Source organism: Cellulomonas sp. SLBN-39 (assembly GCF_006715865.1).
Taxonomy (GTDB): Bacteria; Actinomycetota; Actinomycetes; order Actinomycetales; family Cellulomonadaceae; genus Cellulomonas.
The window spans coordinates 250,332-273,109 of sequence record NZ_VFOA01000001.1 but is presented as its reverse complement, the minus strand read 5'-3'; the positions used below and the strand labels follow the sequence as shown (position 1 = coordinate 273,109).

General features: G+C 76.3%; 21 protein-coding genes. 15 read left to right on the top strand and 6 right to left on the bottom strand.

What is annotated here, in order from left to right; genetic code table 11:
* The first annotated feature begins 59 nt into the window (after positions 1–59).
* From FBY24_RS01295 to FBY24_RS01275, 5 genes are read left to right on the top strand one after another with little or no spacing between them, the layout of a single operon-like run.
* Positions 60–1,208 (top strand): cysteine desulfurase family protein, encoded by a 1,149-nt coding sequence (locus FBY24_RS01295; protein ID WP_255432489.1) that lies wholly within the window; start codon positions 60–62, stop codon positions 1,206–1,208.
* Positions 1,208–2,335, top strand: coding sequence for a tRNA 2-thiouridine(34) synthase MnmA (mnmA, locus tag FBY24_RS01290; RefSeq protein ID WP_142157405.1), 1,128 nt, complete (start codon positions 1,208–1,210; stop codon positions 2,333–2,335). Before FBY24_RS01295 ends, mnmA begins: the two co-directional genes overlap by 1 nt.
* On the top strand, positions 2,332–3,354 hold the full coding sequence (locus FBY24_RS01285; RefSeq protein ID WP_142157403.1) for a hypothetical protein: 1,023 nt from the start codon (positions 2,332–2,334) through the stop codon (positions 3,352–3,354). Before mnmA ends, FBY24_RS01285 begins: the two co-directional genes overlap by 4 nt.
* Positions 3,351–3,749 carry a hypothetical protein gene (locus tag FBY24_RS01280; protein ID WP_142157401.1) on the top strand — a complete coding sequence of 133 codons (399 nt, stop codon included), beginning with the start codon at positions 3,351–3,353 and terminating at the stop codon, positions 3,747–3,749. Before FBY24_RS01285 ends, FBY24_RS01280 begins: the two co-directional genes overlap by 4 nt.
* The gene (locus tag FBY24_RS01275; RefSeq protein ID WP_142157399.1) at positions 3,746–5,131 is read left to right on the top strand and encodes a hypothetical protein; all 1,386 of its coding nucleotides are present in this window, start codon (positions 3,746–3,748) and stop codon (positions 5,129–5,131) included. The genes FBY24_RS01280 and FBY24_RS01275 overlap by 4 nt, the downstream gene beginning before the upstream one ends.
* Here FBY24_RS01275 and FBY24_RS01270 read toward each other — a convergent pair.
* From FBY24_RS01270 to FBY24_RS01260, 3 genes are read right to left on the bottom strand one after another with little or no spacing between them, the layout of a single operon-like run.
* Positions 5,107–5,772 (bottom strand): hypothetical protein, encoded by a 666-nt coding sequence (locus tag FBY24_RS01270; protein ID WP_142157397.1) that lies wholly within the window; start codon positions 5,770–5,772, stop codon positions 5,107–5,109. The two genes, FBY24_RS01275 and FBY24_RS01270, sit on opposite strands and share 25 nt — an antisense overlap.
* Complete coding sequence (locus FBY24_RS01265) at positions 5,769–6,365, bottom strand: hypothetical protein (protein WP_142157395.1); 597 nt, start codon at positions 6,363–6,365, stop codon at positions 5,769–5,771. The genes FBY24_RS01270 and FBY24_RS01265 overlap by 4 nt, the downstream gene beginning before the upstream one ends.
* A complete protein-coding gene (locus tag FBY24_RS01260; protein WP_142157393.1) occupies positions 6,362–7,027 on the bottom strand; it encodes a hypothetical protein in 666 nt (221 codons plus the stop codon). The genes FBY24_RS01265 and FBY24_RS01260 overlap by 4 nt, the downstream gene beginning before the upstream one ends.
* A 125-nt stretch (positions 7,028–7,152) precedes the next feature.
* On the opposite strand from FBY24_RS01260, the gene ligA reads away from it, so the two are divergent.
* The 3 genes from ligA (at position 7,153) to FBY24_RS01245 (ending at position 11,418) form a co-directional block, all read left to right on the top strand.
* Positions 7,153–9,612, top strand: coding sequence for an NAD-dependent DNA ligase LigA (gene ligA, locus FBY24_RS01255; protein WP_142157391.1), 2,460 nt, complete (start codon positions 7,153–7,155; stop codon positions 9,610–9,612).
* Complete coding sequence (locus FBY24_RS01250; RefSeq protein ID WP_142157389.1) at positions 9,609–10,871, top strand: GNAT family N-acetyltransferase; 1,263 nt, start codon at positions 9,609–9,611, stop codon at positions 10,869–10,871. Before ligA ends, FBY24_RS01250 begins: the two co-directional genes overlap by 4 nt.
* A gap of 100 nt (positions 10,872–10,971) precedes the next feature.
* On the top strand, positions 10,972–11,418 hold the full coding sequence (locus tag FBY24_RS01245; RefSeq protein WP_142157387.1) for a pilus assembly protein CpaE: 447 nt from the start codon (positions 10,972–10,974) through the stop codon (positions 11,416–11,418).
* 11 nt (positions 11,419–11,429) lie between these two features.
* Here the strand turns inward: FBY24_RS01245 and FBY24_RS01240 are convergent, their stop codons facing one another.
* A complete protein-coding gene (locus FBY24_RS01240) occupies positions 11,430–12,902 on the bottom strand; it encodes an MFS transporter (protein ID WP_142157385.1) in 1,473 nt (490 codons plus the stop codon).
* A 188-nt stretch (positions 12,903–13,090) separates the two neighbouring features.
* Between FBY24_RS01240 and FBY24_RS01235 the strand changes: the two genes are divergently transcribed.
* The 6 genes from FBY24_RS01235 (at position 13,091) to FBY24_RS01210 (ending at position 18,846) form a co-directional block, all read left to right on the top strand.
* The gene (locus FBY24_RS01235; protein ID WP_142157383.1) at positions 13,091–13,681 is read left to right on the top strand and encodes a TetR/AcrR family transcriptional regulator; all 591 of its coding nucleotides are present in this window, start codon (positions 13,091–13,093) and stop codon (positions 13,679–13,681) included.
* 63 nt (positions 13,682–13,744) lie between these two features.
* A complete protein-coding gene (gatC, locus tag FBY24_RS01230; RefSeq protein WP_140460021.1) occupies positions 13,745–14,044 on the top strand; it encodes an Asp-tRNA(Asn)/Glu-tRNA(Gln) amidotransferase subunit GatC in 300 nt (99 codons plus the stop codon).
* Positions 14,041–15,561 (top strand): Asp-tRNA(Asn)/Glu-tRNA(Gln) amidotransferase subunit GatA, encoded by a 1,521-nt coding sequence (gene gatA, locus FBY24_RS01225; protein WP_142157381.1) that lies wholly within the window; start codon positions 14,041–14,043, stop codon positions 15,559–15,561. The genes gatC and gatA overlap by 4 nt, the downstream gene beginning before the upstream one ends.
* The gene (gene gatB / locus FBY24_RS01220; RefSeq protein WP_142157379.1) at positions 15,558–17,063 is read left to right on the top strand and encodes an Asp-tRNA(Asn)/Glu-tRNA(Gln) amidotransferase subunit GatB; all 1,506 of its coding nucleotides are present in this window, start codon (positions 15,558–15,560) and stop codon (positions 17,061–17,063) included. Before gatA ends, gatB begins: the two co-directional genes overlap by 4 nt.
* 217 nt (positions 17,064–17,280) lie before the next feature.
* On the top strand, positions 17,281–17,826 hold the full coding sequence (locus FBY24_RS01215) for a GNAT family N-acetyltransferase (RefSeq protein ID WP_142157377.1): 546 nt from the start codon (positions 17,281–17,283) through the stop codon (positions 17,824–17,826).
* Positions 17,827–17,904: 78 nt separating this feature from the next.
* Positions 17,905–18,846 (top strand): 2-hydroxyacid dehydrogenase, encoded by a 942-nt coding sequence (locus tag FBY24_RS01210; RefSeq protein ID WP_142157375.1) that lies wholly within the window; start codon positions 17,905–17,907, stop codon positions 18,844–18,846.
* Between the two features lie 49 nt (positions 18,847–18,895).
* On the opposite strand, the gene FBY24_RS01205 is transcribed toward FBY24_RS01210, so the two are convergent.
* Entirely contained in the window at positions 18,896–20,278 is a 1,383-nt protein-coding gene (locus FBY24_RS01205) for a deoxyribodipyrimidine photo-lyase (RefSeq protein WP_142157372.1), read from the bottom strand.
* Between the two features lie 108 nt (positions 20,279–20,386).
* Here FBY24_RS01205 and FBY24_RS01200 point away from each other — a divergent pair, with 108 nt between their 5' ends.
* Complete coding sequence (locus tag FBY24_RS01200; RefSeq protein ID WP_142157370.1) at positions 20,387–21,583, top strand: NAD(P)/FAD-dependent oxidoreductase; 1,197 nt, start codon at positions 20,387–20,389, stop codon at positions 21,581–21,583.
* 6 nt (positions 21,584–21,589) lie between these two features.
* On the opposite strand, the gene FBY24_RS01195 is transcribed toward FBY24_RS01200, so the two are convergent.
* Positions 21,590–22,567, bottom strand: a complete 978-nt coding sequence (locus FBY24_RS01195; protein ID WP_142163005.1) for a LacI family DNA-binding transcriptional regulator — start codon at positions 22,565–22,567, stop codon at positions 21,590–21,592.
* Positions 22,568–22,778 lie beyond the last annotated feature (211 nt).

The window sequence follows — 22,778 nt, the reverse complement described above, 5'->3', positions numbered from 1 at the left end:
AGACTGGGGCGGTGAGCGCCCCCCGACCCGTCTACCTCGACCACGCGGCGACGGCGCCGATGCTGCCGGCCGCGCTCGAGACCCTGACGGCGGAGCTCGCCCGGACCGGCAACCCGTCGTCCTTGCACACGGCGGGGCGCACGGCGCGGCGCACCGTCGAGGAGGCGCGCGAACGGCTGGCCGCGGCGCTGGGTGCGCGGCCGAGCGAGGTCGTGTGGACGTCCGGCGGCACCGAGGCCGACAACCTCGCCGTCAAGGGGCTGTTCTGGGCGCGGCGCTCGCAGGCCCCGGCCCGGCGGCGGCTGCTGGTCTCGGCCGTCGAGCACCACGCGGTGCTGGACCCGGCGTTCTGGATGGCGGAGCACGCGGGCGCCGAGCTCGTCCTGCTGCCGGTCGACGCGGACGGGGTCGTCGACGTCGACGCCCTGCGGGCCGAGCTCGAGGCGAACGGCGAGCAGGTCGCGCTCGTGTCGGTCATGTGGGCGAACAACGAGGTCGGGGCGCTGCAGCCGCTCGACGAGGTCGTGCAGCTCGCGCGACGGCACGGGGTGCCGGTGCACGCCGACGCGGTGCAGGCGGTCGGGCAGGTGCCGGTCGACTTCGCCGCGTCGGGCCTGGACGCGATGACGATCACCGGGCACAAGCTCGGCGGGCCCGGGGGTGCGGGTGCGCTGCTGGTGCGTCGGGGCCTGGAGCTGACCCCCGTGCTGCACGGCGGCGGCCAGGAGCGCGGCGTGCGGTCCGGCACGCTCGACGCGCCGCTGCTGGCGTCGCTGGCCGTGGCCGTCGACGCGGCCGTCGCCGGACGGGAGGCGTTCGCGGCACGCGTCGCCGCGCTGCGCGACGACCTGGTGGCCCGGGTGCTGGCCGCCGTGCCCGGCGCGCTGCTGCGCGGCCCGGCCGACGGGGCGCGCCGCCTGCCCGCGAACGCGCACCTGACGTTCGAGGGCTGCGAGGGCGACTCCCTGCTCTACCTGCTGGACGCCGCCGGCGTCGAGGCGTCCACCGGCTCGGCGTGCCAGGCCGGGGTGCCCCGCCCGTCGCACGTGCTGCTCGCGATGGGGGTGGACGAGCACGACGCGCGCGGGGCGCTGCGGTTCAGCCTGGGGCGCACCACCACCGACGCGGACGTGGACCGGGTGCTGGAGGTGCTGCCCGGTGCGGTGCAGCGCGCCCGGGCCGCCGGCCTGACGTCGGTGGGCGTCTGATGCGGGTCCTGGCCGCCCTGTCCGGGGGCGTCGACTCCGCGGTGGCCGCGGCCCGGGCCGTCGACGCGGGCCACGACGTCGTCGGCGTGCACATGGCGCTGTCGCGCACGCCCGCGCAGCGGCGCGAGGGCTCGCGCGGGTGCTGCTCGATCGAGGACGCGTCCGACGCGCGCCGCGCCGCCGACGTCCTGGGTGTGCCCTACTACGTGTGGGACATGTCCGAGCGGTTCGAGCAGACGGTCGTCACGGACTTCCTCGCCGAGTACGCCGCCGGCCGCACCCCTAACCCCTGCGTCCGCTGCAACGAGCACGTGAAGTTCGCGGCGCTGCTCGACAAGGCGCTCGCGCTCGGCTTCGACGCGGTCTGCACCGGGCACTACGCGCGCGTCGTCGAGCACCCCGACGGCACCCGCGAGCTGCACCGCGCCGCGGACGCCGCCAAGGACCAGTCCTACGTGCTGGCCGTCATGGGCCCCGAGCGCCTGGCCCGCGCGGTCTTCCCCCTCGGCGACGTGGCCTCGAAGGCCGACGTGCGGGCCGAGGCCGCCGCCCGCGGCCTGGCCGTCTCGGCCAAGCCCGACTCCTACGACATCTGCTTCGTCGCCGACGGCGACACGCAGGGGTTCCTGCGCTCGCACCTGGGCTCCCAGCCCGGGGACGTGGTCGACGCCGACGGCACGGTCCTCGGCACCCACGACGGCGCGTACGCGTACACCGTCGGCCAGCGCCGCGGCCTGCACCTGGGGCGTCCCGCGCCCGACGGGCGGCCCCGGTACGTGCTGTCCGTCGAACCCGTCCGGCGGCGCGTCGTCGTCGGACCCGTGCAGGACCTGGAGGTGGCGCACGTGCTCGCCGACCGTGCCGTGTGGTTCACGGCCCCGCCCGACCCCGGCGCCGCGTGCACCGTGCAGGTCCGCGCCCACGGCACGCCCGTGCCCGCCGTCGTCCTGCCGGGCACCACCGGCGGGGAGGTCGGCGTCGACGTCGCCGGGCAGGGGCTGCACGGCGTCGCCCCCGGCCAGTCGCTCGTGCTCTACGCCGGCACGCGCGTGCTCGGCCAGGCGACCGTCACCGCCACGCGCACGCCCGCGCAGGTCGGTCCCGGGACCGCGGCGGGAGCCCGGTGACCGCGGTCTCCGGCGTCGGGCCCTGGCCCGGTGCCGACGTGCTCGACGCCCAGCAGGTCGTCGTCGGCGACCTCGTCGACACCCCCGACGAGGTCGACGGCGTGCCGTTCGCGGTGCTGCTGCCCGCGCGCGGCCCGTGGGGCGACGCCACGGGCGCCGCGCTCGCGCTGCTGGAGGAGATGCCGGCCGAGCTCGGCCCCCACGGCTGGAAGCTCGCCGACCACCCCGGGGTCGACCTGGGCCGTGCCCGGGCGTTCGCCCGCGAGGACCGCGACGCGCTCGCGGTCGCCGCCCACGGGTACGACGGCCCGCTCGTCCTGCCGGTCCTCGGCCCGTTCTCCCTCGCCGCGCAGGTGTACCTGGCCCGCGGCGACCGCGTGCTGTCCGACCCCGGGGCCGTGCGCGCCGTCGTCGGGTCGCTCGCCGAGGGGCTCGTGCAGCGGATCGGCGACGTCGTGCGCGCCGTGCCCGGCGCCCGCGTCCGCGTGCTGCTGCACGAGCCGCTCCTCGCCCCCGTCATGGCCGGCGCCGTCCCGAGCTTCTCCGGGCGCGACCGGCTGCGGCGCGTCCACGGACCGGTCGTCGCCGACGGGCTGTCCGCCGTCGCCGACGCCGCACGGGGCGCCGGCGCGACGGGGCTCGACGTGCACGGCGGCAGCGCGTGGTCCGCGCTGACGGCGGTGCGCGCGTCCACCGCGGACGGCGCCGCCCTCGAGATCGCCGGCATCGGCGAGCGTGGCTGGGAGGAGGTCGCGACGCTCGTCGAGGCCGGCAAGGGGTTCGCCGCCCAGCTCCCGCCGCAGGCGACGTCGCAGTGCGCCGGCCCCGACGTCGTCGGGCAGGCCGACGCCCTGACCCGCCCGTGGCGCACCGTCGGGCTGCCGCTGCGCGACCTCGCCGCGGTCACGCTGCTCGCGGCAGCACCGCCCGACGGCGCCGGACCCGACGAGGCCCGTGCGGCGCTCGCGGGTCTCGTGCGCGCCGCGGGGATCGTGGCCGAGCGGGCGGCGGACGCGTGAGCGCCCGCCCGCCCGTCCGTGGCGTCCCCGACCGCCGCCGCGCCCTGCAGCTGCTCCTGGCGAGCGGTCTCGCGCTCGTCGGGGTGCTCACCGTCGCCGTCGTGTACCTCGGCCTCGGGGTGCGCACCCTCACGGCGGCCGCCGAGCCCGGGGACGGCCCTGCCGCGGCGTGCCTTGCGGCGGCCGACGACCCGGCCGTCGGCGTGCGGTACGAGCTGCTGCCCCCGCGCAGCCTGTGCTCGGCGGTCGTCGACGGCGAGGAGGTGGAGGTCGTCGTCGCCGAGGTCGCCGCACCCGTGCTGGTCGGCGGTCTCGTGCTCGCGGTCGTCGGTGCGGTCGCGACCGTGGGCGTCGTGACCCGGCCCCGCCGGCGCGCCGCCGGGGACCGGCCGTGACGACCCCGTCCTCGACCCCGGCCACGCCACCGGACCTGTCGCCGGCGCCGGACCGCCCGGACGTGCCGTCGGCCACCGGGCCCGCCGCCCGCCGGGCCCGGGCGTGGTTCGCCGACCTGACCGGTGTCCTCGTCCACGGGCTGCGGCTGTGGGTCGGGTACTGGCCGGTCCTGCTGGTCCTCGCGCTGCTCGGCGGTGCCGGGCGCGCGGCGGCCCTGTGGCTCGCCGTCGAGGTGTCCGAGCACTCGACGGTCGGCGCGTGGGCGCTGCTCGCGCTCGCCCCGCTGTCCGCCGTCGCCGCCGTCGTCGCCATGCTCGTCGCGCTGCGCCCGGCACTGCCCGGCCTGGCGGGGATCGCCGCGGCGCCCGGCCCCACCGATCCCGCCGCAGGTCGCGAGCGCCGCCTGGTCGACGTGCTGGCCTCGGTGTTCGTGCCGTTCCTCGCCGTCTACGCCACCTACGGGTACCTCGCCGAGGACAGGTTCCGGTTCGTCAACACCGTCACCGTCGACCGGGAGCTGCTCTCGAACGCGGGGATCCTCGACGGCACCGACACCTTCGACGGCGAGCGGTACTGGATCGGCGACGGGTGGGTCGCCGCGGCCGTCGTGCTCGTCGCCCTCGTCGTGCGGTGGGCGCTGGGCCGGCTGGAGGGCCGCCTCGAGGGCGGGACCGCCGGGCGGCGCGACGCCCGCGTGCTGGGCTTCCTCGGCGCGTACGTCGAGGCGTTCTGGCTCCTCGTCGCGGCCGCGTGGATCGGGGTGCGCACGCAGGCGGCGTGGGCGTGGCTCGAGAGCCGGCAGGCCGTCGCGATCGTCCTGGAGCGGTGGCTCGACCTCCTCGACGCGCTCGGTCCCGTGGCGGGGCCGGTCGACCTCGTCGTCGACACCCTCGCCGGGACGCTCGGCGACCTCGACGACCTGGTGGTGCTGCCGCTCGCGTGGCTGACCGTCGGCGCCGTCGTGTACGGCCACCGGCTCACGCCGCCCCCGCCGCCGCGGGTCGCGCCCGCCGCGTGGCAGCGGCTGCCCGCGCCCGTGCGGCGCTGGACCACCGACGCGGTCGCGCCCGTCGTCGGCGACGTGCGCGCCCGGCTCTCGGCGCTCGTCGGCGGGCTGCGCCAGCTCGCGGTCGCGGGCCTGGCCCCGATGCTGGTGTTCGCGCTCGCGTTCCTGCTGGCGACGCGCGCCGAGGAGGGCGTGCGGTGGGCGATGCGCGCCGCCACGGGGCCGCTCGACACCGCGACGTACCTGGCCTTCGCCCCGCACCTGGAGGTCGTGGCGCACGCGGTCGGCCTGACGGTCGTCGTCGCGCTGCTCGCGGCGGGCGTCGACCGCGTGCTGCACGCGCAGGCCGCTCAGCCCAGCGGCAGCACCGCGTAGTCGGGCATCTGCCACCACACCAGCACGGCGTCCGGCTCGACGCCGTCGGGCAGGACGACGACGGGGGAGACGCTCCACGTCGCCGGCCGGTCGCGCTCGGCCGGGTCCGGCTCCGGGGCCGACCACCCCGACGCGGGCCACGGACCCGGGGCGTCCGGCGGCACGCACGGCGACGACGGCTGGAAGGCCCCCGCCGTCTGCGGGACGTACTCGTACCGCGTGCCGTCGGGCCCGCGCAGCGCCAGGCCGCACACCCGCAGCGCGGCGTCGGGCGCGGCGCCGAGCGTCAGGTCGACGCGCAGCGCGCGCGTCCCCGGGGGCAGGTCGAGCGGTGTGCCGTCCTCCCAGGCCACGGTCGTCTCCTCGACGCCGTCGAGGTGCAGGGTGACCGCGACGTCGTGGTCGCCGTCCGCGTCGGTGAGCACGTCACGGAAGACGAGCTCGGTGCCCGGTGCCGCCGTCGTCGGGTGGTGCAGGCCCTGGGTCCACCACCACGAGACGACGCGGTCGGACGACGCCAGCAGCGCGAGGACGAGCGCGAGCGGCAGCGCCGCCAGCGCCCACCGGTTGCGGCGCCACCACCCGGGAGGCGCGGGGGCCGCGACGTCGTCGGCGGGGACGTCGGGCGGGGGCGGGGTCACTGCTGCTCCGGCGGGACGTCGGTGGACCAGCCGGCGACGACCGGGGTCTCGTCGGCCCCCCACTCCTGCGCGTCCTGCGCCGTCAGGCCCAGGTCGATCTCGGCGAGGTCGTCCGCGCGCTGGTCGTTGCCGCTCAGCGCGACGCGCAGCCGCGCTCCGGGCACGGCACCGACGGGCAGCTCGACCCGCACGGTCGTCCACCGGGGGACCCCGGGCTGCATCGTCCCGGTCGAGAACACGCTCCTGCCGCTGACGGACGTGCCGTAGGTGCGCCCGTCGCCCCCGACGACCTCGGCGTGACCGAGCGAGCGCGGCTCGTCGCGGACCTCGACCTCCAGCGGGACCGTCAGCCAGACGCCCGGCGTGCTGAGCAGGGTGCCGTCCTGCGGGTCGAGGACCGTGGAGCCGTCGGGCTCGCCCGCCGTGACGTGCGCGTACCGGAGCGTGACGGTCTCGCCGACGGCGCCCGCCCGGACGAACGGGGCCTCGACGCCGGACGAGACGCCGACGGCGTCGGTGACCAGGTGGCCGACGACGAGCGCCGCGAGGACGAGTGCGCCGGCACCGGCCCGGCGTGCCGCGGCGGCGCTCACGCGTCGTCCTCCTCGGGGGCGGCCTCGACGGGCAGCGGCACCTCGGCGACGGTGGTCGGCTCCCACCAGGCCAGGCTGCGGTCGAGGCTGCCCTCGCGCCACGTGCTGCGCTGCAGGTGCACGACGACCTCGTCGGGCGGTGCCGTCCCGCCGTCCTGGTCGAAGAGCAGCACGACGTCGTGGGTGAGGCCGGGCTGCACCGGGTTCGGCGTCGACCCGTCGTCGAGGAGCGCCGTCGACGACGCGGCCAGGCCGTGCTCGCCTGCCGCGGCGCGGGCGCCGGTGAACGGCTCGAGGGTCAGCGCGTGGGTCAGGTGGCTGGACAGCACGCTCGCGTCGCTGGTGTTGCGGACGGTGGCGACGACGGCCACCCAGCGGTCGCCGTCCTGCGGCGTCGGGATGCCGAGGTCGTCCGCCCACCGGGCCCGCTGGACGGTGATCTCGAACGGCGCGGCGTCGACCGCGGTGCCGGCCGTCACGACCTCCGGGCCGTCCTGCTCCTGCGGCTCGAGCCCGCCCGCGCCCGCCGTGGCCGCGACCAGCACGCACGCGCCAGCGACGCCGAGGTGGCGCAGCGGCCGGTCCACGAGCCGCCGGGCGAGCCTGCTGCCGGACGCGCGGACCCGGGCGCGCAGCGCGGGCGGGGCTGCGGGTCCGGGCACCCGCGGATCGTAGTGCGTCGGGCCGGGGGAGGTGCCGGCCGTCCGGGGACGGCCGTCGCGCAGCAGGCCCGCGCGGGGAGGGCCCGGCGGTGGGGAGTGTCGGCGTCGTGCGCCAGGATGGCCCGGTGAGCGACGCCCCGAGCCCCACCGACGTCCCCGCCCCCGGCACCCCGGCTGCCGCGCCCGCGGCCGAGGCGGTCCCCGAGCCCGCGCCCGAGGAGGCCCGCCGTCTCTGGGCCGACCTCGCGGCCGGCATCGAGGCGGACCAGTTCGCGTACTACGTGAACGACGCGCCGACGGCGTCCGACGCCGACTACGACGCGCGGCTGCGCGACCTCGCCGCGCTCGAGGACCGGTACCCGGACCTGCGCACGCCCGACTCCCCGACGCAGCGGGTCGGCGGCGCGTTCTCCACGGCGTTCTCCCCGGTCGACCACGTGGAGCGCATGCTCTCGCTCGACAACGTGTTCTCCGCCGAGGAGCTCACGGCGTGGGCCGAGCGGGTGGTGCGCGACCTCGAGGGCAGCGACGCCCCGCACTGGCTGTGCGAGCCGAAGATCGACGGGCTCGCGATCTCCCTCGTCTACGAGGGCGGGCGGCTGGTCCGGGCCGCGACCCGCGGCGACGGGCGCACCGGCGAGGACGTCACCCTGAACGTGCGCACGATCGCGGGCGTGCCCGCCGTCCTCGCGGGCGACCCGGCCACCCACCCGGACCTCATCGAGGTGCGTGGCGAGATCTTCTTCCCCGCCGAGGCGTTCGCCGCGCTCAACGCGGCCCAGGTCGCCGCGGGCCGGCCCCCGTTCGCGAACCCGCGCAACGCCGCCGCGGGGTCGCTGCGGCAGAAGGACCCGCGGGTCACGGCGTCGCGGGGCCTGCGGGTCTACGCCCACGGCGTCGGGGCGCTGCGCGGCGGGCCCGAGATCACCCGTCAGTCGCAGGTCTACGGGCTGCTGCAGGGCTGGGGCGTGCCGACGTCGCCGCACTGGCGGGTGGTGGGCACGCTGGCGGAGGTCAGCGCCTTCGTCGCGCACCACGGCGAGCACCGGCACGACGTCGAGCACGAGATCGACGGGGCCGTGGTCAAGGTCGACGAGCGGTCGCTGCAGCGTCGGCTCGGGGCGACGAGCCGCGCGCCGCGGTGGGCGATCGCCTACAAGTACCCGCCCGAGGAGGTCAACACCCGGCTCGTCGCGATCGAGGTCGGGATCGGCCGCACGGGGCGCGCCACGCCGTTCGGCGTCATGGAGCCCGTGGTCGTGGCCGGGTCGACCGTCCGGCAGGCCACCCTGCACAACCAGGAGGTCGTCGCCGCCAAGGGCGTGCGCATCGGCGACATGGTGGTGCTCCGCAAGGCCGGTGACGTGATCCCGGAGATCGTCGGACCCGCCCCGGCCGGCCCGGGGGACGACGTGCCGCGCACCACGTGGCGGATGCCCGCCGACTGCCCGGAGTGCGGGACACCCCTGCGCCCCATGCGCGAGGGCGACATCGACCTGCGCTGCCCCAACGCGCGCACCTGCCCGGCGCAGGTCCGGGGTCGCGTCGAGCACATCGGCTCGCGCGGCGGCCTCGACGTCGAGGCCCTCGGCGAGGTCACCGCGGCCGCGCTCACCCAGCCCGAGGTCCCCGCGGACCCGCCCGTGCCGAACGAGGCGTTCCTCTTCGACCTCGTCGGCTACCGCCTCGACGCGTCCGCGGACGTGGTCGAGGCCGTGCGCGCCGACAGCCTCGCCCGGCTCGCGCAGGTCGAGGTCGTCGTCCGGGACCCCGAGACGGGCCTGCCCCGGCAGGACGAGAACGGGCAGGTGCGCCGTCGCGCGCCCTTCCGCCGCACGCTCAAGCACACGCGGGCCGCGCTCGCCGCGGCCGAGGCCGAGGGCCGGGTGCTGCCCGACTGGGAGCCGTCGGAGGCGGCCCGCACCCTGCTCGACCAGCTCGACGCCGCCAAGACGAAGGACCTCTGGCGGGTCCTGGTGTCGCTGTCGATCCGCAACGTCGGGCCCAGCGCGGCCCGGGCGCTGGCGACACGCTTCGGGTCGATGGCCGACCTGCGGGCCGTCGTCGAGGGCGACCCCGAGCAGGCGGTCGCGGACCTCGCCCAGGTCGAGGGCGTCGGGCCGGTCATCGCCGAGTCCCTCGTGCGGTGGTTCACCGGCGACGAGGCCGACTGGCACGTCGACATCGTCGACCGGTGGGCGCGCGCGGGCGTCGTGATGCGCGACGAGCGCGACGCCGCCGTCGAGCGGACGCTCGAGGGGCTCACCGTCGTGGTCACCGGGTCGCTCGAGGGCTTCAGCCGCGACGGCGCCAAGGAGGCCGTCATCGTCCGTGGTGGCAAGGCGTCGGGGAGCGTGTCGAAGAAGACGGACTACGTGGTCGTCGGCGAGAACGCCGGGTCCAAGGAGACGAAGGCCCGCGAGCTGGGGCTGCGCGTGCTCGACGAGGCGGGGTTCGTCGCCCTCCTCGCCGGTGGCCCGGCGGCGGTGGGCGACGGGCCGGACGACGACACGTCCCCGGAGGGGGCCGACGGGCAGGACGGGTCGGGCGCGCAGGAGGCGGCGCCGGCGCAGGAGGACGCGTGAGCGCCGCGGTCGAGGTCCGTCCCGCGCTCGACGACGAGCTGCCCCGCGTCGGCGAGCTGACCGCCGCCGCGTACCTGGCCGACGGGCTCCTCCCCGCCGACCACTCCTACGTCGAGGAGCTGCGCGACGCGACCGACCGGGCGCGACGCGCGACCGTGCTCGTCGCCGTCGACCCGGGCGCCGCCGGCGCGGGTGCCGTCGTCGGGACGATCACCCTCGCCGACGCGGGCACGCCGTACGCCGAGTTCGCGACGGGCGACGAGGTCGAGCTGCGCATGCTCGCTGTCGACCCGGCCGCCCGCGGGCGCGGCGTCGCCGAGCAGCTCGTCCGGGCGGCGCTGGCCGACGCGGTCGGCCGTGGCCGTCGTGACGTGGTGCTCTGCACGCTCGACACCATGCGCGCCGCCCACCGGCTGTACGCCCGGCTCGGGTTCACCCCCCGGCCCGAGCGCGACTGGGGCACCGAGGTCGACCTGCGCGTGCACGCCTGGCGCGCCCCCGAGCCGCCGGGCGTCCTCGTCGAGACCGCGACGTGGCCGCCCCTGCGCGTCGAGGACGTGCAGGGCTGGCGGGTGGGACTCTCGCGGGGTGTGACCCGCCGCGCGCACTCGACCGTGCCGCTGGCCGAGCCGGCCGACCTCGCGGCGGCGGTCGACGAGGTGGAACGGCTGTCGGCCGCCGACGGCGCGCCCGCCGTGTTCCGCACCGGCGACCCTGGCACACCCGCCGGTCTCGTCGCCGAGCTGGACGCGCGGGGCTACGTCCTGGGCTCGGTCACCGACGTCCTCGTCTGCGACGTCGGGCCCGACGCCGCCGAGCGCGGGCAGCCGCGCACCGCCCACGGGCTGCGGGTGCTCGACGCCCCCGACGACGCGTGGCTCACGGCCTGGCTCGCCGGCAAGGGCGGGGACCGCGAGGTCTCCCGCGCGCTGGTCGCCGGTGCACCGGCCACGTACCTCGCTGCGCCCGGGCCGGACGGCTCGGACGTCGCGGTGATCCGCGCCGCGACGGTCGACGGGTGGGTCGCGCTGTCCTGCCTGCAGGTCGCGCCGTCCGCGCGCCGGCACGGGCTGGGGCGCACCCTGACCGACGCCGCACTGGCAGTGGCCGCACGGCAGGGCGCACGGCGGGCGTTCCTGCAGGTGGAGGCGGAGAACGTGCCGGCGCGGCGGCTGTACGAGCAGCTCGGGTTCGCGCTCGCGCACCGGTACGCGTACCGCGTCCAGCCGTCGTCCGGTGCGGTGCCCGGGTCCTGCTGACCGGACCTCGCCGACCGGCGTGGCGCACGCCCGCACCCCGCCCGGGTGCGGGCGTCCCGCTTCGGGTGCCGATGCGGCCCCGGCGGCCGATACTGGCCGCATGATCTCCACGGACCTCGCGGTGGCGCTCCAGGCGGCCGGGCTGCGCTGGCAGCCGCGTCCCGGGGACCGGTTCTCGGTCGTCCGGGCCGACATGGGCGGCGAGGTCTTCACGATCTCCGAGATGGTCGTCGAGGCGCACGAGCACCCGACCGGCACGGTGCTGGGCTTCAACGGCACCACCGAGTGGGCCCTGGACTCGCTGCGGCAGGACGACGCGCTGTGGCTGCCCCGCGAGGACCAGCTGCGCGACCTGCTGGGCGGGACGTTCCGCAGCCTCGCGCGGTCGACCGACGGCCGGTTCCAGGTGCTCATCGAGGTCGGCGGGCAGCCGCCGCGGGTGTTCACGGCCGACTCCGCCGAGGACGCCTACGGCGAGGCGCTGCTGGCGCTGGTCACGGCCGCGGTGGGCGGGCCGGTCCCGGAGGGGCACCGACCCGCCCGCTGAGCCCGGGCCGCTCAGCCCCCGACCAGCGACGTCTCGGTGCGCTGTGCGGCCGGGGCGTCGCCGCCCGCGGCCGGGCGCCGGTCGCGCACGAGGGTCGCGAGCAGCACGACGGTCGTCGCGATGAGACCGGCGCCGACGAGGAAGGCCCGCTCGGCCCCGACGACGAACGCGTGCTGCGCGACCTCGGCGGCCGTGGAGCCGACGGCGGGCGCCGCAGCGGCTGCCCGCTCGGCGACCGTGACGAGCACGGCGAGCCCGAGCGCCCCGCCGATCTGCTGGGCGGCGTTGAGCAGGCCGGACGCGGCCCCCGAGTCGCGCGGGTCGACCCCGGCGAGGCCGGCGGCGGTCAGCGGGACGAACGCGAGGCCGTTGCCGAGCCCGAAGAGCAGCAGGGCGAGGAGGACCTGCGGGTATCCGGAGCCTGCGTCCAACCGGGACAGCAGCAGGAGGGCCACCGTCGTCGACGTGAGCCCGACGACCATGAGCGGGCGCGTGCCCACCCGACCCATGGCCCGCGCGCTGACCTGGGAGAAGACGAGCAGCATGACGGTGATGGGCAGGAAGGCCAGGCCGGTGGACAGCGGCGAGTAGCCCAGCACGCCCTGCAGGAACTGCGTGAGGAAGAAGAACAGCCCGGTCATGGCCGCCATCAGCAGGAGGCGGCCCACCAGCGCGGCCGAGCGGGTGCGGTCGGCGAGCAGGCGCAACGGGGTGATCGGCGAGGCGGCACGCAGCTCGACGAGGACGAACGCCGTGAGCAGGAGCACCGCCACCGCGAAGGCCGCGACCGCGACGGGGTCGCCCCACGAGCTCTCGGCGGCGCGGACGAACCCGTAGACGAGCGCGGTCATGCCGATCGTCGACGTCGCCGCCCCGGCGAGGTCGAAGCGCCCGCTGTGGCGCGGGGTCTCGGTCAGCACGGCGCGGGCGAGCAGGACGAGCCCGACGCCGATCGGCACGTTGACGAACATGACCCACCGCCACGAGGCCCACTCGGTCAGCATCCCGCCGGCCAGCAGCCCGATCGCGGACCCGCCGACGGAGACGGCGGAGAACCAGCCGAGCGCGCGGGCCCGCTCGCCGCCCTCGGGGAACCGGCCCATGAGCAGGGCGAGGGCGGAGGGTGCGGCGAGCGCGCCCCCGACCCCCTGGACGGCCCGGGCGGCCAGCAGCGTGCCGGCGCTCGTGGCGAAGCCCCCGACGAGGGAGGCGGCGGTGAACGCCACAATCCCGGCGAGCAGGACGCGGCGGCGGCCGAGGAGGTCGCCGGCGCGGGCGCCGAGCAGGAGGAGACCGCCGAAGGCGAGCGTGTAGGCGTTCAGCACCCACGACAGCGACGTGGGGGTGAACCCCAGGTCGCGCTGGAGGTCGGGCAGGGCGACGTTCACGATCGTCGTGTCCAGCACGAGCATGAGCTGGGTGGTGAGGATGGCGGCCAGGACGAGGGCCGGTGGGGCCGTCCGGGCGGACGTGGGCGCGGGCATGCGGGCCTCCGCGAGTCTGGTGGGTGAGGGGAGGCTGGCTCGGGTACGCTGGCCGAAGTGGAAGGAGCCTCCGCTTGAACTATATGGAGGCATCCTCCGTTTTGGCAACGCCGCGCTGCCCGCGCGACGACGACCACCCGGACGGCCCACGGCCCGGACGGGTGCCCAGGGACGTGAGGTGCACCGGCATGGCGGACGCGACGACCACCCGTCCGCTGCGCGCCGACGCCGCACGCAACCGCCGCCGGGTCCTCGACGCCGCCCGTGAGGCCTTCGACGCGCACGGCACCGACGTCTCGCTCGAGGACGTCGCCCGCGCCGCCGGCGTCGGCGTCGGCACCCTCTACCGCCACTTCCCGACCCGCCTGGACCTCGTCGAGGCCGCCTACCGCGACAGCGTCGAGCAGTTCGTCGCGCAGGCCGACCTGCTCCTCGACCGCGAGCCGGCCGGCGAGGCGCTCGACGCGTGGGTCATGGGGTTCGTCGACTACGTCGTGCGGAAGAAGGGCATGGCGGCCGCCCTGCGGGCGGGCCTCGGCGACGAGGCGGGGGAGATCTTCGCCACCAGCCGCGCCAACCTCGAGGCCGCTGCCGCCCGGCTCGTCGCGGCGGCCCAGGCCGACGGGGCGATCCGCACGGACGTGGAGGCGCTCGACGTCCTGCGGGCCGTGTCGGGCGTGTGCCTCGCGGGCGCGGGTGCGGTCGACCGGGAGCGCACGACGCGGGTCCTGCGCATCGTGCTCGACGGCCTGCGCTGGTCCGCCGACGCACCGTCGTGACCGCCGGTCGGCCCGGCCGCGCGTCCCTGCGTCGGCCGGACGCGCCCGTCTAGACTCGGCGCCATGTCCACCCTCTCCCGCGACGAGGTCGCGCGCGTGGCAGCGCTCGCCCGGATCGACCTGACGCCCGACGAGCTGGACCGGCTCGCGGGCGAGCTCGACGTCATCGTCGAGTCGGTCGCCCGGGTGTCCGAGGTCGCCACGCCCGACGTGCCCGCCACGAGCCACCCGCTCCCGCTGACGAACGTGTTCCGCACCGACGAGCCCGTCGCCCCGCTCGACCGCGACGAGGTGCTCGCGGCGGCGCCCGCGGCGCAGGACGGCAAGTTCCTCGTCCCGCAGATCCTGGGGGAGGAGGCGTGAGCGACCTGACGCGGCTGAGCGCCGCCGCCCTCGCCGAGCAGCTGCGCACGCGCGAGGTGACCAGCGTCGAGGCGACCCAGGCGCACCTGGACCGCATGGCCGCCGTCGAGCCGGCCGTGCACGCCTACCTGCACGTGTCCGCGGAGTCCGCCCTGGCCACGGCCGCGGACGTCGACGCGCGCCGCGCCGCCGGCGAGGACCTGCACGCGCTCGCGGGCGTGCCGATCGCGGTCAAGGACGTCGTCGTCACGCGGGGCGTGCCCACGACGGTCGGGTCGAAGATCCTCAAGGGCTGGGTGCCGCCGTACGACGCGACCCTGGTGGAGAAGATCAAGGCCGCGGGCCTGCCGATCCTCGGCAAGACCAACATGGACGAGTTCGCGATGGGCTCCTCGACGGAGCACTCCGCATACGGCAACACCCACAACCCGTGGGACCTCGAGCGGATCCCGGGCGGGTCGGGCGGCGGCAGCGCGGCCGCGGTCGCCGCGTACGAGGCACCGCTGGCGATCGGCACCGACACCGGCGGGTCGATCCGCCAGCCGGCCGCCGTCACCGGCACGGTCGGCGTGAAGCCGACGTACGGGTCGGTCTCGCGGTACGGGCTGGTGGCGCTCGCGTCCTCGCTCGACCAGGCGGGCCCCTGCACGCGCACCGTGCTGGACGCGGCGCTGCTGCACGAGCTCATCGGCGGGCACGACCCGCGTGACGCGACGAGCCTGCCCGACCCCGCCACGGGCTACGTCGACGCGGCCCGGGCGGGTGCGACCGGCCACCTGACCGGCGTGCGGGTCGGCGTGGTCCGCGAGCTGCAGGGCGAGGGCTACCAGCCCGGCGTCCTCGCGCGGTTCGAGGAGTCGCTGGAGCTGCTGCGCGGCGCGGGCGCCGAGATCGTCGAGGTCTCCTGCCCGCACTTCACGTACGCGCTGGCGGCGTACTACCTGATCCTGCCGGCGGAGGCGTCGAGCAACCTGGCGAAGTTCGACGGCATGCGCTTCGGCCTGCGGGTCGAGCCGACCGAGGGGCCGGTGACCGCCGAGCGCGTCATGGCCGCCACCCGCGGGCAGGGCTTCGGAGACGAGGTCAAGCGCCGGATCATCCTCGGCACGTACGCGCTGAGCGCGGGCTACTACGACGCGTACTACGGGTCGGCGCAGAAGGTCCGCACGCTGATCCAGCGGGACTTCGCCGCGGCGTTCGAGGCGGCGGACGTGCTCGTGTCGCCGACGGCGCCCACGACGGCGTTCAAGCTCGGCGAGAAGCTGGACGACCCGCTGGCGATGTACCTCAACGACGTCGCGACCATCCCGGCCAACCTCGCGGGCGTGCCGGGCATGTCGCTGCCGAGCGGGCTGTCGGACGACGGGCTGCCGGCCGGGTTCCAGATCCTGGCCCCGGCCCGCGAGGACGCCCGGCTGTACCGCGTGGGCGCCGCGCTCGAGGCGCTGCTGGAGACGAGCTGGGACGGCCCGCTGCTGGGTCGCGCCCCGGAGCTGGACGGAGGGGCCGCGCGATGAGCACTGGCGTCGACCTGGTCGACTACGACGACGCGATCGCGCGGTTCGACCCCGTGATCGGGATCGAGGTGCACGTCGAGCTGGGCACCCGCACGAAGATGTTCGACGGCGCGGAGCAGACGTTCGGCGAGGAGCCGAACACCCACGTGACGCCGGTGAGCCTGGGCCTGCCGGGGGCGCTGCCCGCGGTCAACGGCACCGCGGTGGAGTACGCGATCCGCATCGGCCTGGCGCTGAACTGCCAGATCGCCGAGAGCTGCCGGTTCGCGCGGAAGAACTACTTCTACCCGGACGTGCCGAAGAACTTCCAGACGTCGCAGTACGACGAGCCGATCGCGCACGACGGCTGGGTCGACGTCGAGCTGGAGGACGGCACGGTCTTCCGCGTCGAGGTCGAGCGCGCGCACATGGAGGAGGACGCGGGCAAGAACACGCACGTGGGCGGCTCGACCGGGCGCATCCACGGCGCGGAGTACTCGCTCGTCGACTACAACCGTGCCGGCGTGCCGCTGGTCGAGATCGTCACGCGGCCGATCACGGGTGCCGGTGCGCGGGCCCCGGAGGTCGCGCGGGCGTACGTGCAGACGCTGCGCGACATGTTCCGTGCCCTCGGCGTCTCCGAGGCCCGCATGGAGCGCGGCAACGTCCGCGCCGACGTGAACGTCTCGCTGCGCCCGACGCCGGAGTCGGCGCTGGGCACCCGCACGGAGACGAAGAACGTCAACTCGTTCCGTTCCGTCGAGCGGTCGGTGCGGTACGAGATCAGCCGGCAGGCCGCGGTCCTCGACGCCGGCGGCACGGTCGTGCAGGAGACCCGGCACTGGCACGAGGACACGGGCTCCACGACGTCGGGCCGCGTGAAGTCCGACGCCGAGGACTACCGGTACTTCCCCGAGCCGGACCTCGTGCCGATCGTCCCCGACCCCGCGTGGGTCGAGGAGATCCGCGCCTCGCTGCCGGAGCTGCCCGCGGCCCGGCGTCGGCGCCTGCTCACGGAGTGGGGCTTCGCGGACGCGGAGATGCGTGACGTGGTCAACGCCGGGGCCGTCGAGCTCATCGAGGCCACCGTCGCCGCGGGTGCCACGCCGGCCGCGGCGCGCAAGTGGTGGATGGGCGAGCTCGCCCGCACCGCCAAGCAGCAGGAGGTCGAGCTCGCGGACCTGCCGATCACGCCCGCGCAGATCGGCGCGCTGCAGCAGCTCGTCGACGCCGGGCGGATCAACGACAAGCTGGCCCGGCAGGTGCTCGAGGGCGTGCTGGCCGGCGAGGGCGACCCCGAGCAGGTCGTCGTCGCCCGCGGCCTGGAGGTCGTCTCGGACGACGGGCCGCTCCTCGAGGCGATCGACGCCGCGCTGGCCGCGCAGCCCGACGTGGCGGACAAGATCCGCTCGGGCAACCTCGGGCCGGTCGGTGCGATCATCGGCGCGGTCATGAAGGCCACCCGGGGCCAGGCCGACGCGGGGCGCGTGCGCGAGCTCGTGCTGGAGCGCGTCCAGGCCTGACCCCGCCGGACCGCCGCGGCACCGACCTGCCGCGGCGGTCCGGCACCGGGTGCTCCGCGCCCGGACGTCGCAGGCCACAACCCGGCCGTCGCGGCGTGGCAACACCCCCGTCACACGCCGTGCCTACGCTCACGGGCGCACGGCCCGGCCGCGACGCACCTCCGCCGCGACGCCCACCGGCGGGTGGGACCGGCGACGACGCGACGGAAGGACCTCGATGCAGAAGCCGACGCTGCAGGGCGAGATGCTGGTGCTGCGCCCCGTGCGGGCCGACGACGCCGACGCCATGTGGGACATGCTCGACGACGCGGAGGGCAACCGGCTCACGGGCACCGTGCGGGCGTTCTCCCGCGCCGAGGTCGACGCGTGGTGCGCCAGCCGCGAGCTCGCCGAGGGGCGGTTCGACTTCGCGGTGACGTCGCACGGCGACGACGAGTACCGCGGCGAGATCGTGCTGAACGACGTCGACGAGGACCTGCGCAGCGCCGGCATGCGGCTGGCGATGCGGCCGGCCTACCGGGGCCGGGGCTACGGGACGGAGGCGATCGAGCTGGTCCTGGGGTTCGCGTTCGACGGGCTCGACCTGCACCGGGTCGAGCTCGACGTGCTGAGCATCAACACCCGTGCGCTGTCGTTGTACGAGAACATCGGCTTCCGGCAGGAGGGGCGCCGGCGCGACGCCTACCGGGACGGCGCCGGGTGGTGCGACGCGGTCGTGATGTCGATGCTCGAGGACGAGTTCCGGGCCGGCCGCCCGGGCTGAGCCTGCCCGATCTGCCCGGCCCGACCGGCCCGGCCAGGCCCGTACCGCCCACCGCCGACGTCAGGACCCGTACTGCCCATGCTCACCGCCACCATCCCCGACGAAGACCTGCTGCACCGCCTGACGGACCTGGCCGCCGCGCACCCGGACGACCTGCGCCTCGTGCCGTGGGACCTGGCCGGGCCGCTGGACCCCGCCCTGGCGCGCGACGTCGATCTCGTGGTCGTGCCGCACTACTTCGTGCGCCCCGGGGGGTTCGACGTGCTGGCCGACCTGCCGCGGCTGCGGTACGTGCAGCTGCCGAGCGCGGGCTACGAGCACGCGCTGCCGCACCTGCCGCCGGGCGTGACGCTGTGCAACGGCCGGGGCGTGCACGACGCGGGCACGGCCGAGCTCGCGCTGGCGCTGACCCTCGCGGTGCAGCGCGACCTGCCGGGTGCGGTGCGGGCCATGGGGGAGGGGCGCTGGGCGAACCCCTTCGGGCCCTCGCTCGCGGACCGCCGGGTGCTGGTCGTCGGCCAGGGGTCGGTGGGGGCGGCGATCTGCGCGCGGTTCCGCCCCTTCGAGGTCGAGCTGGTGCGGGTGGCGAGCACGGCCCGTGACGACGTGCACGGGCACGTGCACGGCGTGGACGAGCTGGGCGACCTGCTGCCGGACGTCGACGTCGTGGTCCTGGCGATCCCGCTGTCGCGGGCGTCGTACCACCTGATGGACGCGGGCATGCTGGCGCGGATGCGCGACGGTGCGCTGCTCGTCAACGTCGCGCGCGGCAAGGTCGTCGACACCGACGCGCTGCTGGCCGAGCTGACGGCCGGCCGGCTGCGGGCGGCGCTCGACGTCACGGACCCCGAGCCGCTCCCGCCGGGCCACCCGCTGTGGTCGGCGCCGAACGTGCTGGTGACGGCGCACCAGGGCGGCAACACGGACGCGACGTTCCCCCGGGTGGCGGCGCTGGTCCGCCGCCAGCTCGAGGCGCTGCTGGCGGGGGCGCCGGCCGTCAACGAGGTCGCGCGCACCTGACCGACCGCGGTCCGGGCGGGGTGCCCGGCCCGGACCGCCGCGGTGCCGGTCAGCCGGTGGGGCGCCGCTTGTGGTCGGCGAGCGCGACCTCGCGCTCGTGCTTGTGGTCGACGACGGGCGGCGGGTAGTCCTCGGGGGCCTGCAGCCCCAGGGTCCAGGGCTCGTGCACGGCGGGCGCCGGCACGTCCCGCAGCTCGGGCACCCACCGGCGCACGTACTGCCCGTCGGGGTCGAACTTCCGGCCCTGCGTCACGGGGTTGAAGATCCGGAAGAACGGCGCCGCGTCCCGGCCGGTGCCGGCGACCCACTGCCAGTTGAGCTGGTTCTGCGAGACGTCGCCGTCGAGCAGCCAGCGCATGAAGTGCTCGGCGCCGCGCTGCCAGCGCACGTGCAGGTCCTTGACGAGGAACGACGCGACGACCATGCGGACGCGGTTGTGCATCCACCCGGTGGCGCGCAGCTGGCGCATGCCGGCGTCGACGAGCGGGTAGCCGGTGCGTCCGTGGGCCCAGACGTCGAACGCCTCGTCCTCGGCGCGCCCGGTGACCCACGCGTCCTCGGGCACCACGGGCCGCAGCGACCGCGTGGCGGCCCCGGGGTGGTGCCACAGCACGTCGGCGTGGAACTCGCGCCAGGCCAGCTCGGACCGGTAGGTGGCGAGGGACGCGGCCAGGGCGGGCTCGGCGTCGCGGGCGACGGCCGCCAGGTCGGCGAGCATGGTGCGGGGGTGGATCTCGCCGTACTTGAGGTGCACGGACATCCACGAGGTGACGTCGAGGTCGGGGCGGTCGCGGTCGGTGCCGTAGCCGGCGAGGTCGTCGGCGACGAACGCGCGCCACCGGGCGTGCGCGGCGCGCTCACCCGCGTCGGGCAGCGGGACGTCGGTCGCGGGGGCGTCCGGGACGCCGTCGCCGCGGACGTCGGCCCAGGGGGCGTCGCGCGGCGCCGGCGCGGGGTCGTGCCAGCCGTGGTCGAGCCAGGCCCGGCGGAACGGGGTGAACACCTGGTAGGCCCGGTCGTCGCCGGTGCGGACGCGTCCGGGGCCGACCGCGTACGGGGATCCGGTCCGCACGAGCGGGACGGCGCCGAGCGCGGCCTCGACGGCGTCGTCGCGCCGTCGCCCGTAGGGCTCCGTCGCGGCGGTGACGTGCACGGCGTCCGCGCCGGTCTCGCGGACGAGCGCGGGGACGACGTCGACGGGCCGCCCGTGCCGCACGACGAGGCGTCCGCCGGTGGCCTCGTCGAGGGCCCGCAGGGACGCGGCGAGGTAGGCGCGCCGGGGGGCGCCGGTCGCGTCGGACCACAGCGCGGGGTCGAGCACGAACAGCGGGACGACCTCGTCGTCCGCGTCGCGGGCCTGGGCCACGGCCGCGGCGAGCGCGGGGTGGTCGGCGAGCCGCAGGTCGCGGCGGAACCAGCAGATCGTCGGCACGGGCGCACGTTAGCCCGGGAGACCTCACCCGGCGACCGGGACCCAGGTCCCGGTCGCCGGGCATACCCGTGGGGGTATCACTGGAGGACGTCCGACAAAGGAGTCGTCATGCGTACCCGAGTGCTCGTGCTGGGAGGCAGCTTCGCGGGGATGACCGCGGCGCTGTCGGTCAGGTCCCGACTGGGGGACGAGGTCGAGGTGACCGTGGTCGGTGCGTCCGACCGGTTCGTCTTCAACCCGTCGCTCATCTGGCTGCCGTTCGGGCGCCGGGGGCGCACCGACGTGTCGTTCCTGCTCGAGCCCACGTTCACCCGTCGGGGAGTGCGGTTCGTCCACGCGTCCGCGGTGCGCGTCGACCCGGACGCCCACGAGGTCGAGACCACGGCGGGCACGTTCGGGTACGACTACCTCGTCATCGCGACGGGCTACCGCAACGACCTGGACGTGGTCCCGGGCCTGCGCGACGTGCCGACGATCACGACGCTCGCGGACGCCGAGCGGACGGGCGACGCGTGGCGGCGCTTCCTCGACGAGCCCGGCGACGTCGTGGTCGGCGCGACCCAGCGGGCGAGCTGCTTCGGGGCCGCGTACGAGTTCCTGTTCAACACCTCGTACCAGCTGCGGCGTGCGGGGCTGCACGGCAAGGTCCGGCTGACGTACGTGACGTCCGAGCCGTACGCCGGGCACTTCGGCATCGACGGCATGCCCGGTGCGCGCACCCTCATGGGGATGTTCGCGCGCAAGGAGGGCATCGAGGTGGTCACCGGTGCGCAGATGAGCGAGATCCGCCCCGACGCCGTCGAGCTCGACGACGGCACGGTGCTGCCCTACCGGTTCGCGATGGTCGTGCCGCCGTTCCACGGGCAGGACTTCCTGGCCGGCACGCCGGGTCTGGTCGACGCGGGCGGCTACGTGCCGGTGCGCCCGACGTACCAGACGGTGCGGTGGGACGACGTGTACGCGGTCGGCATCGCCGCGGCCGTGCCGGTGCCGTGGGTCACGCAGGTCCCGGTGAGCATCCCCAAGACGGGGTTCCCGACGGAGCAGCAGGCGCACGTCGCGGCGGCGAACATCGTCGCGCAGGTCCGCGGCGACGCGCCGTCGCACGAGAAGGAGTTCGCCGACATCCCGGCGCTGTGCGTCATGGACGCGGGCAACAACGGTGTCGCGATGGTCGCGGACAAGATGCTGCCGCCTCGCCGCTTCGCGGCGATGGTCCCGGGCCCGCAGAACCACCTCGCGAAGCTGGCGTTCGAGAAGTACTCGATCGCGAAGATGCGGCGCGGGCTGGTGGGGCTGCCCTGACCGGTGTCAGCGGGGCGGGGCGCAGGACGAGCGGACCACCAGCTCGGTCGGCAGGCGCAGGTGCGTCGGGGTGTCCCGCCCCGCGACGAGGTCCACGAGCAGGAGCAGCGCCTGGGCGCCCATCTCCTGCAGCGGCTGGCTGATCGTGGTCAGTGGCGGTGACGCGAGCGCGGACTCGGGCACGTTGTCGAAGCCGATCACCGACAGGTCCTGGGGCACGCGCAGCCCGAGGTCGCGGGCCACGTCGACGACCGTGATCGCGGACAGGTCGTTGGCCGCGAACACCGCGGTGGGCGGCTCGGCGGCGGTGAGCAGCGCGCGTGCCGGGCCCGCGGTCGAGTCGGGCCGGTAGCCGCCGACCGCGACGAGCTCCTCGTCGACAGGGACGCCGGCGCGGGCCATGGCCTGGCGGAAGCCCTGCTCGCGCAGGCGTGCCGACTCCAGGTCGGGCCGCCCCCCGAGGAAGGCGATGCGCCGGTGGCCGAGGCCGAGCAGGTGCTCGGTCGCCATGAACGCGCCGGCGGTGTTGTCCGAGTCGACGGTCGGCAGCCCGGACGGGCCGGTGTGGGGGTCGACGGCCACGACCGGGATGCCGGGGTCTGCGTCCATGACGGTGGGGGTGACGATGATCGCGCCGTCGACGAGCGTGCCGGACAGGCGCGAGAGGTAGCGCCGCTCCCAGCCGGGGTCCGCGCTGCCGCCGCCGCCGGAGTACGCGAGCAGCTCGTAGCCCGTCGCCGCGACGGCGGCCGACGCGCCCTTGAGCAGCTCGGTGCTGAACGGCTCGAACTCGGCGACGAGGATGCCGAGGACGTTGGTGCGGTGGCTGCGCAGGGACCGGGCGCCGAGGGAGGTCTCGTAGCCCATCTCGGCGATGACCTCCTGGACCCGGGCGAGGGTGCTGGCGGAGACGCCGTACCGGCCGTTGACGACCTTGGACACGGTGGCGACCGACACCCCCGCCGCATGCGCGACGTCGGACATCTTCACGCGCGTGCTCAGGCGGGTCGGTGGCTGCACGCGCCGATCATAGCCCCGTGTCGATAACGTTATCGATATCGGTTGACACCGGTTGGACGATCGGACAAGACTCACCCCGTCCCACCCGCGGCGCAGTGCGACGGAGCGTCGGTGCGCGGGAGGGCGAGACCGGTCGGTGACCCCCGCCGCCCGGTCAGGGCACCGCGGACGTGCG